5 protein-coding genes and 1 pseudogene are annotated in these 9,458 nt (G+C 64.6%); 5 read left to right on the plus strand and 1 reads right to left on the minus strand.

The window, feature by feature from the left end; genetic code table 11:
• Positions 1-358: 358 nt before the first annotated feature.
• Positions 359-1,351, plus strand: coding sequence for an SPFH domain-containing protein (locus QZY03_RS30925; RefSeq protein ID WP_295588064.1), 993 nt, complete (start codon positions 359-361; stop codon positions 1,349-1,351).
• Positions 1,352-1,363: 12 nt separating this feature from the next.
• Positions 1,364-2,323, plus strand: coding sequence for an SPFH domain-containing protein (locus QZY03_RS30930; RefSeq protein WP_295588066.1), 960 nt, complete (start codon positions 1,364-1,366; stop codon positions 2,321-2,323).
• Positions 2,324-2,397: 74 nt separating this feature from the next.
• Here QZY03_RS30930 and QZY03_RS30935 read toward each other — a convergent pair whose 3' ends face one another.
• Entirely contained in the window at positions 2,398-6,525 is a 4,128-nt protein-coding gene (locus QZY03_RS30935) for an EAL domain-containing protein (protein ID WP_295588068.1), read from the minus strand.
• Positions 6,526-6,943: 418 nt separating this feature from the next.
• On the opposite strand from QZY03_RS30935, the gene speD reads away from it, so the two are divergent.
• From speD to QZY03_RS30950, 3 genes and pseudogenes are all read left to right on the plus strand, one after another.
• A complete protein-coding gene (gene speD, locus QZY03_RS30940; protein WP_295588070.1) occupies positions 6,944-7,783 on the plus strand; it encodes an adenosylmethionine decarboxylase in 840 nt (279 codons plus the stop codon).
• A 190-nt stretch (positions 7,784-7,973) separates the two neighbouring features.
• Positions 7,974-9,242, plus strand: coding sequence for an RNA-binding domain-containing protein (locus QZY03_RS30945; protein WP_295588072.1), 1,269 nt, complete (start codon positions 7,974-7,976; stop codon positions 9,240-9,242).
• A gap of 9 nt (positions 9,243-9,251) precedes the next feature.
• Positions 9,252-9,458, plus strand: a pseudogene (locus QZY03_RS30950) (hypothetical protein); the annotation flags it as partial.

Here is a 9,458-nt window from a genome sequence, read left to right on the forward strand (position 1 = left end):
CGCGGTGACCTCAATACTGCGCCCGGCCCATCGCGGCGGGACGCCGCTCCCACGGGGTCGCTGCGCGACTTTCTCGGTAAGCCTCGACCTCCAGTGCGCCACGCAGGGCCGATTCACGCTGTCGCCTGGAATGCGGTTGTTGAGCCGAAACTGAGCGTAGGTGCTAATGTTAGGGTGCGATTTTGAGGTTCGATCGGCGTTGCCGCCGGTGGTGTCGGGGCTTGTCGTCCGGCCCGGATGCGGGCGCCATTGCCGGACCACAGGGGCTGCTAGCCGCAGCGTCGATGGCGGGACCGCTGGCCGAGCCCGCTTCCTGAATCTCGCGTCCGGTGTCGATTCAACCTGAACGGAGTGTGTGATGCTGTTTACTGCCTTCCTGCTTGGCCTGGCCGCATTCTCGATTTATCGGGTCATCATCCAGGCGTTTTATACCGTCAAGCCCAATGAGCGGGCGGTGCTCACCTCGCTCGGGCGGGCCGAGCGCCTGGACGGTCAACTGGTGTCCGATCTTGAGTTGACCGAGGAGGAGCGGGCGCGCTACCGCTTCCCGCGGCTGCGTGTCGTCGGCCCGGGCGGGCCTTACTTCAAGTGGCCCTGGCAGGACGTGCATAAGGTCGACGTCGCCACCCAGGCGCTGGATCTGACCTGGGATCCCACCAAGCGCCAGAACACCATCGAGGCGGTGACCAAAGACAATCTGACGACGGGCGTCAACGGCCAGATCCGCTTTCGCGTCTCGGAGGCCAACCTCTACCCATTTATCTTTGGGGTCGCGGATCCCTTGCAACATGTGATGGGCTACTTCATCGCCGTGTTGCGCGAGCGGATCGCCAATTTTTCGGACCCCAAGGGCCAGCGGCTGCTCGCCAGTGCCGACGCTTCGGAGGCGCAGGGCGACGTGGTCGGACCAGACCTTTCCGAAGGGGTGTCGATCAACGATCTGAGGAAGAACCTGCCGCTGCTCAACGAGTACATGGAACAGCAGTGCCTGACCACCGGTCACCGTTACGGGATCGAGTTGGAAGCCGCTTTGATCACGCAGATCGATCCGCCGCCGGAGGTGGACCGCGCACTCTCCGCGATCAACAGCACCCGCAATCAGGTGGCGGCGGATATCAGTACGGCCCGCGCGGACGCGGAACAGCAGATCACCATGAGCAAGCGGGCGGTGGATATCGCGATGAACAAGGCGCAGGCGGAAGTGGCGCCGCTCAAGGAGTTGGCGGAGACCCTGGTGCACATCAAGGCGCAGGGCGGCGACGCGGCGTTGCGCGCCTATGTACGCAACATGCGTATTCCCTTGCTCAGGCGTGCCAGGCGCATCGTTCAAACCACCGGAACCGCGAGCTGAAGGAGATCCGTCATGCCATTCGTCGATGATTTCGCCCCCGTTATCGCCTTCATCATGGGCTTGGTCTTCATCCCCCTGCTGTTGGCGGTGACCAGCGGGCTGGGGCTTTTTACCATCGTCAAGGAGCGGGAGGCGCAGGTCTACACGCTGTTCGGCAAGGTGCTCGGCACGCTGGACGAGGCCGGACTGCATTTTCCGGTGCTCCATTTCGGGCCGCGCGCGCTGCTGGTGCCGTTCTTCGGCAAGCGCGATCTGGTGAGCACGTCACTGCGGCAATACTACTTGCGCGACCAGATGGTCAATTCGGAGGAGGGCACGCCCATGGGCGTGGGTATCTGGTACGAGATGCAGGTCAGTGACCCGGTGGCCTATCTGTTCCGCAACGCCAACCCGGAGGGCTCGCTCCAGGCCAATGTGGCGAGTTCGACCATCTCGACCTTGAGCAACCTGGAGATGGACAAAATGCTGGAGGATCGGCATCAGCTCAGCCATCAGGTGCGGGCGACCGTCTCGCCGCTGTCGGAGAAATGGGGCTATCAGCTCGGTTCGGTCTACATCCGCAAGGTGGCCTTCACGGACCGGCAGATGGTGGACAATATTACCGAGAAGGTGGTGAAGCGGCTGGTGCAGGTGACCAGTGCGATGAAGCAGGATGGCGAGAACCGCGTAGGTCTCATCAAGAGTCAGACCGCGTTCAAGGTGTCGCAAACCATGGCGGAGGCCTCGGCAACACGCCCGGCCGTGGTCGGTGACGCACTGAATGCTATCGCACAACGCGATCCGGAGGTGCTGAACACGGTGCTCGAGGTGATGGAGAACGAACAGTTGATCGCCTCGGGCGCGGAGGTCGATGTGCTGCCGCGCGGTCTGCCGGTGCTGCTGCAACTCGGCGCGGAAGCGGCTCCGGGTGCCGCCGCGGCGGCTCCGCGGCCGACGGTCGATCTGTCGCGGCTCGGACCTTTCGGTGCCTGATTGATGGGCGAGGCGCTTGATCTCACGCCGGGGCGGGACGCCCCGATTCAATCGTCAGGGTACGCGTGATGCAGTCATAGGTGTCCGTTATCGCGTTCGGCACCGCACCCCGCCGCATCGCCGCGCCGCAGCGCGCGGGCACGCGCGTGGGCCTCGCTGACCGCCGCACGGACCTGACGGGCGCTCAGTGGTCGGTCCAGCACCTTGAAGGCCCCACCCTGATTGACGGCCGCCAGCAGCAGGGCCGCGTTCGGGCAATCGGCGATCAGGATGCGGACGACGTTGGGATACAGTCGACGCGCCCGCTCCAGGAACGGAACGGCGGTGATGAACGGTGGACGGTGATCAATCAGGAGCACATGGGTGTCTTCCCGCGCCAGATACTCCCAGGCGGCATCCAGGTCGCCGACCGTGTGCGGGTGGCCGCCCTGGGCGGCAAGTTCCTGCCGCAGCCAACGGCGCAGGCTCTCATCCGTTTCGACGATCAGCACCTTGCAGGTGCGGGCGTCGCGCACGCGCGTCGGCAGGGCCAGCGGACATCCGTCGGTCAGGTGCCCGGCGATGACGTCCGGGGCCGCCGGGCGGCACAGCAGGAAGCCTTGGGCCAGGTCGCACCCGATGCCGGCCAGGAAGTTCAGTTGGCCCTCGGTTTCCACCCCTTCGGCAATGACCTGGATCCCGAGGTTATGGGCCATGGCGATAGTGGCGCGGACAATGGCCGCGTCTCCCGGTTCGTTCACCAGGTGGCGGATGAAGGTCTGGTCGATCTTGAGGTAGTCGACCGGCAGACGCGTCAGATAGCTCAAACTGGAGTAGCCGGTGCCGAAGTCGTCCAGCGCGATGGCGACACCCAGCTCGCGCACGCGGTTGAGTTCCTCCAATGCCTGATCCGGATCGCGCAGCAGGATGCGCTCCAGCACCTCGATCTCCAGCAGTTCCGGGTCCAGACCACCGGCATCGAGTACTCTCTTGAGATCACGCGCCAGGGTGCCGGCAGCGATTTGTGGACCGGAAATGTTCACCGAGATACGGACCCGGCGCAGCCGCAGCCACTCCCGCGCCTGCGTGACCGCCTGCTCCAGGACCCAGCGTCCGACCGGATGGACCAGATCGCTGTGTTCGATCGCCTCAATGAAGGCGCCGGGCAGCAGCAGTCCGTCGCGCGGGTGTTGCCAGCGGATCAGAGCCTCCACGGCGGTGATGGCGCCGGTCTTGATCGCGACGATCGGTTGGTAGTGCAGGCGAAACTCGCCGGCGGCCAGCGCGCGGCGCAAGGCCCACTCCACCTCGACGCGTCGCCGTGCGGCCTGAGTCATCTCCGGGCGATAAAAGGCGATGCCGTTGCGTCCGGCCGCCTTGGCCCCATGCAGGGCGGACTCGGCGTTGCGCAGCAGGCTGGTGACGCTGTTTCCGTCTTCAGGAAAGACCGCCACCCCGAGGCTGGCGGTAATCGCCAGGCCGGGTAAATCGCTCAGATTCAGCGGCCGGCTGAACAGGGCCTGGGTCGCGCGGGCGGCACGGGCGGCCGCATCAAGTCCGGCGTCGATCGGGTGGGCGATGACGAAGGTGTCGCCGGCCAGGCGGGCGACGATGTCCGCGGGCTGCGCCTCGGCGGTGAGTCGCAGGCCGATGGCACGCAAGACCGCGTCCCCGGCCAAGTGTCCATGGCTGGCCACCACGTCCGCGAAGCGGTCCAGGTCCATGACCAGCAGGGCCAGCCGCCGCTGCTCGGCGCGCGCCAGTTCCAGGGCATCGGTGAGCTGGATGCGCAGCAGGGTAAGGTTGGCCAGCCCGGTAAGCGGGTCATGATGGTTCAGGAATTCGATCTCCGCGGCGGAACGGCGCGCGACACTCTGGTCGCTGAGCAGCGCCAGGTGTTGCAGCACGCGGCCGTCCGCGCCGCGCACCTGATTGATGTTGAGCCACCCTGGGTAGACCTCACCGTTCTTGCGCCGATTCCAGATCTCGCCGCTCCAAGTCTCGGTCAGTGACAGTTGATCCCACAGAGCACGAAAAAAGGCGGCATCATGATGTCCGGATCTCAATAACCGCGGATCCTGGCCGATGGCCTCCAGCGGGCTGTAGCCGGTGATGACGGTGAAGGCGGGATTGACGGCGACGATGCGATTGTCCGCATCGGTAATCAAGATCCCTTCGCTGGTGCTGTCAAACAGCGTGTTGATGAGGCGTTGTTGCTGCGCGGCGGTCCGTTCCTCGGTGAGGTCGCGGGTGAAGGAAATCAGCGCCTGGCGACCGCGGTAGGGGACGCGGGTGATGGTGACCTCGGTCGGGAAGCAAGACCCATCCGAGCGCTGGTGCTCCCAGGGCCCGCGGTAGCTGCCGTGCGCCTCCAGCGCGGCCATGATGTCCTGCTGTCGCTGCGCGGTGGTTACACCGTCGGGCTGCACGGCGGGGGAGAACTCCGCGGGGTGGCGGTATCGCAGAGCCTCCGCGCCGGTCAGGCCCAACATTCGCGCGGCGGCCTGATTGGCCAGCGCTTTGCCGGTATCAAGATCGATCAGCCAGATGCCGTCGCGGCTGGACTCGAAGATCCAGCGATATTTCTCCTCGCTCTCGCGCAGTGCGCGCTCCGCGTCGGTTCGCCGCAGGAACCGGCCGAGTTCGATGGCGACGGCTTCCAGCAATTGATCCTCTTCGGCCGCGAACGGGCGATCCGGTCCCGTGGCCCCCTGTTGCGGCGGGGCCGTCAGGTAGGCCAGACGCAGTGTCCCGCGCTGCTCGGTGCTGACCCGAATCGCCGCGTCCTGCATCCAGGGAGTCGCCTGGAATCCCGGGGTCTCGATCCGGTAGTCGTCGACCTCGATCCGTACCCGGGCCAGCGTCGGATGTTGCCAGGCCGACGGCAGTAGTTCAGTCACCGCGGTCAGGGCCGGCGGCAGGTCGAGGTCCGATGCGGCCAGGGTGCGCATGATGCCGTAAAGCGCCTTGAGCTCCTTGGCGCGCTGACCGAGTTGGTAGGTGCGTTCTTCGATGATCGCGCGTGCCGCACGGTCATCGGTCATGTCATGGACGGTGCCCAGGGTGCGGATGGTGCGCCCGGCTTCATCGGTGCGGTGGACCCCGCGCTCGCGCACCCAGCGTTCGCCGCCGTCGGGTCGGCACACGCGGTGCTCAATGTCGTAGGGCTCGACACGCTCCACCGAGTGCCGATAGGCCCGCATCACCCGCTCGCGGTCGTTGGGATGGACCAAAGCAAGAAAGTCATCGAGAGTGAGCGGGGTGGCGGGCGGCAGCCCGAAGATACGGTAGGCTTCGTTTGACCAGGTGAGCCGGTCGTGCACCAGATCCAGCTCCCAACTCCCCAGATGGGTCAGGGCCTGGGCTTCCAGCAGCCCCTCCTGCGCGCGGCGCAAATCGCTGATGTCCTGACCCTGGTGGGCGAGGAGCCGCTGCAACAGCCGCTGATAAACGCCCTGGATATCCTTGACCAGGTCATAGCGGGTCAGGACACCCAGCAGGCGTCCTCCCGCATCTTCGACCACGAGACGCCGCACCCCCAGCGCTTGCATCTGAAGACTGGCTGCATGGGCCGCCTGATCCGGTCGCACGCGGTGCACCGGCTGCGACATCGCCGTGGCGAGCGCGGTCGCTGCCAGGTCCCGACCAGAGCCGATGAGGCCGATGGCGTCGCGCTCGGTCAGGATGCCGACCGCCCGCTCCTGGTCGGCGACGATGACGGAGCTGATGCTCCGTCCAGCCATGCAGGCGAGGGCCTGCGCGACCGGCGTCTCCGGCGGCAGGGTCAAGGGATTACGGGTCATCAGGTCCGCGACGGTGCGTGGCTCCAGGAATTCGTCGACCCCCAGGGCGCGGCTGAAATCGGTCTCGGTGACCAGGCCGCACAGCGCGCCTTGCGCATCCACCAGCACCAGATGCCGAAAACCGCGCTGGGACATGAGCACATAGCCGTCCACGAAGGACAACTGGGCCGAGGCGGTGAGGAGGTCTTGAGACCGGAAGGTCTCCAGGGGGGTGTTCAGGTCGTAATCACCGCCGGCGATCAGCGTCAGGGCATCGCGCTCGGTGAAGATGCCAACCGGTCGACCCGCGCGCACCAGCACCACGGAACTCAGATGCCGTTCGGTCATCGTGGCGATGGCCAGGGAGAGCGGGTCGTCCGGGGACAGGGTGACGGGTGTCTCGGATTGGCACAGATCGGCCAGGGTCAGGTTCTCGATCATCTTGATTCTTGTTTCGTCGCGGCTGGCGGTGCGTCCAGCCCTATCCTACACGCTCCAATCGTTGAAGCGAGCACGCGCGTTGCGTCGTCGGTGTCCGGCGGTCGGTTGCGGTCATGCGCACCCGCCGCGCTGCGGCCTTGATCGTAATCCCGGCCAACGGCATGCGTAGTCAGGGCTTCCAGCCCTGACGGTGTCAGGCCAGGATGGCCTGACTACGCACCGGCGAACCCAAGCGGCCGGAATCTTGATCGAGGCCGCGCTGCCCGCCCGACCAGGGTACCGGGGGTGCGATCAGGGTGGTTCATACGGTGGCGGCAGACCAGCGATCCGATAAATAATCCCGCGACCCGCCAAGGGACTTAGACTTTCCCTACATCCTGCTAGGATGCGCACCTGCGCATCCCGGAGGTTTCCCCATATGCCGACCCCCCTCAAGAAGCTGCGTCTGCACGGCTTCAACAATCTGACCAAGACCCTGAGCTTCAACATCTACGACGTCTGCTACGCGGAGTCTGAAGCCCAGCGTGACGCCTACATCGCGTACATCGACGATGCCTACAACGCGGCCCGCCTGACCGCGATCCTGACCGATGTGACCGAGATCATCGGCGCCAACATCCTCAATGTCGCCCGCCAGGACTATGAACCCCAGGGTGCCTCGGTCACCATGCTGATCTCCGAGGAGCCCGTGGCCGCCGAGCAGCTCACCAACTACGCCAAGCCGGGCCCCCTGGCCAAGCCAGTCCTGGCCCCGAACGCGGTGGTTGCCCACCTGGACAAGAGTCACATCACGGTCCATACCTACCCCGAGACCAACCCTGCCACCGGCATCAGTACCTTCCGGGCGGACATCGACGTGTCCACCTGCGGGCGCATCTCGCCGTTGCGTGCGTTGAACTATCTGATCCACTCCTTCGAGTCGGATGTCGTGATCATGGATTATCGGGTGCGCGGCTTCACCCGCGATGTAAAGGGCCGCAAGCACTTCATCGACCACAATATCGCCTCGATCCAGAACTACCTGTCGCAGGACACCCAGGACCGCTATCAGATGGTCGACGTCAATGTCTATCAGGAAAACCTGTTTCACACCAAGATGGTGCTCAAGCATTTCCAGATGGACGACTATCTTTTTTGCATCGAAGAGAAAGATTTGCACGAACCGGACAAGCTGCACATTGAGCGGTTGCTGCGTCGTGAGCTCTCCGAGATCTTCTATGGCTGCAATCTGGGGCGCGATCTGGAGTTCGGCGGTTGATGAGTGGGTCGGGAGGTCCATGATCGTCGTTCCGGCCACAGCGATCACCCGGATTTGTCCACAGATGTCACAGATGTTCACAGATGAAGAAAAACATCTGTGACATCTGTGGATGAAATTCCTCCCCCCGAGGGCCACAACGAAAGCTGGCCGGTACCATGACCAAGGCCGCCGAAACAGAGCAAGCGAAATGACTCCAGAAGAACTCATGCAACTGATCCGCCAAGGCGAGAATTCCGGTGTCGAGTTCAAGCGCGACGCGCTGCGGCCGGAGCAGTTGGCCCGGGAAGTCGTTGCGTTTGCCAATTTTCAGGGCGGCCGGCTGCTAATCGGCGTCGAAGACGACGGCGCCGTGAGCGGTATCCAACGTCCGGATCTGGAACATTGGGTCATGGATACGGTGTTCGGTCGTACCGTTCATCCGCAACTGCTGCCTTATTACGAGGAAGTCCACCTGGATGACGGTCGGCGCGTGGCCGTGGTGACCGTGTTGCCCGGCACGGCCAAACCCTATGTCGTGCGGCATCATCAGCGCGAGGATATTTACGTGCGTGTCGGCAGCACCTCGCGACTCGCGACGCGGGAGCAGCAGGCCGCCCTGTTTGCCTCGGGGGGCCTGCTGCACGCAGAACTGTTGCCGGTCTCCGGCAGTGCCCTGGCGGATCTGGATCGCATTCGGTTGACGGACTACCTTGGCCGGGTACTGGCGGACGAGGTGCCGCCAGACGCGTCGGCATGGATGGAGCGGCTTTGCGGCCTGGGCTTCCTGGCGGAGCGTCCCGCTGACGCGCCGGTCTGCACCATTGCCGGCGTGGTCTTGTTCGCTCATCGGCCGCGCCGGTTGTTGCGACAGGCGGGGCTACGCTGGATGGCCTTCGCCGGGGATGACATGGATTACCAGTCGCTCGATGATGCTGTGCTGGATGGGCCACTGGTCGGGCTCTGGTCGAGGTCAGGGTCTGGACAAGTGTTTCGGGCGCAGGCCGGCCTCATCGAACAATTTTTCGAGCGGACGCAGCCCTTCCTGTCGGAGGAGACGGCCGAACTGGTTGACGCGCTGCGTCGCGAACGACAGTGGTTGTATCCCCCGGAGGCCGTTCGTGAATGCCTGCTCAACGCACTCGCGCATCGTGACTGGACACGCCCCGCTGAAATCGAAGTGGTGCGTTACCGCAACCGCTTGACCGTGACCAGCCCCGGACCGCTGCAAAATGCCATGACCGTCGCCAAGATGCTGGCCGGTCAACGCTCGGCGCGCAACCCGATCATCGTGGAGGTCCTGCGCGACTACGGCTACGTGGACGCCCGCGGCATGGGCGTGCGGCGCAAGATCGTTCCGCTGACGCGCGAGTACACCGGCAGCGATGCGGTCTTCGAAGCGACGGATGACTTCTTGCGGACGACGCTGCCGGCCAAGCTGACCGACCGGAAAAATCCATCTGCGGCGCTCCCGCAGTGATGGTCGATTTTGAGCGACCGCGCGCGTGTCGGGAACGAACCGCGCCGCACCAACAATGGTACACTAGCGCTGATGCTGCTTGAGCCGATCCTTGATGTCGTCTTTTTCCGGGCCGACTCCGGCACCGAGCCCGTACGTGATTGGCTCAAGAGCTTATCGAGGAACGACAAGGGGGCCATCGGTGCGGACCTGAAGACCGTCCAGTTTGGTTGGCCG

Source organism: uncultured Lamprocystis sp., from assembly GCF_903933125.1.
Lineage (GTDB): Bacteria > Pseudomonadota > Gammaproteobacteria > Chromatiales > Chromatiaceae > Thiodictyon.

Excerpts from the sequence above, each read along its gene's own strand:
- QZY03_RS30925 (WP_295588064.1), top strand. The coding sequence starts at position 359 with ATGCTGTTTACTGCCTTCCTGCTTGGCCTGGCCGCATTCTCGATTTAT.
- QZY03_RS30930 (WP_295588066.1), top strand. The coding sequence starts at position 1,364 with ATGCCATTCGTCGATGATTTCGCCCCCGTTATCGCCTTCATCATGGGC.
- QZY03_RS30935 (WP_295588068.1), bottom strand. The coding sequence starts at position 6,525 with ATGATCGAGAACCTGACCCTGGCCGATCTGTGCCAATCCGAGACACCC.
- speD (WP_295588070.1), top strand. The coding sequence starts at position 6,944 with ATGCCGACCCCCCTCAAGAAGCTGCGTCTGCACGGCTTCAACAATCTG.
- QZY03_RS30945 (WP_295588072.1), top strand. The coding sequence starts at position 7,974 with ATGACTCCAGAAGAACTCATGCAACTGATCCGCCAAGGCGAGAATTCC.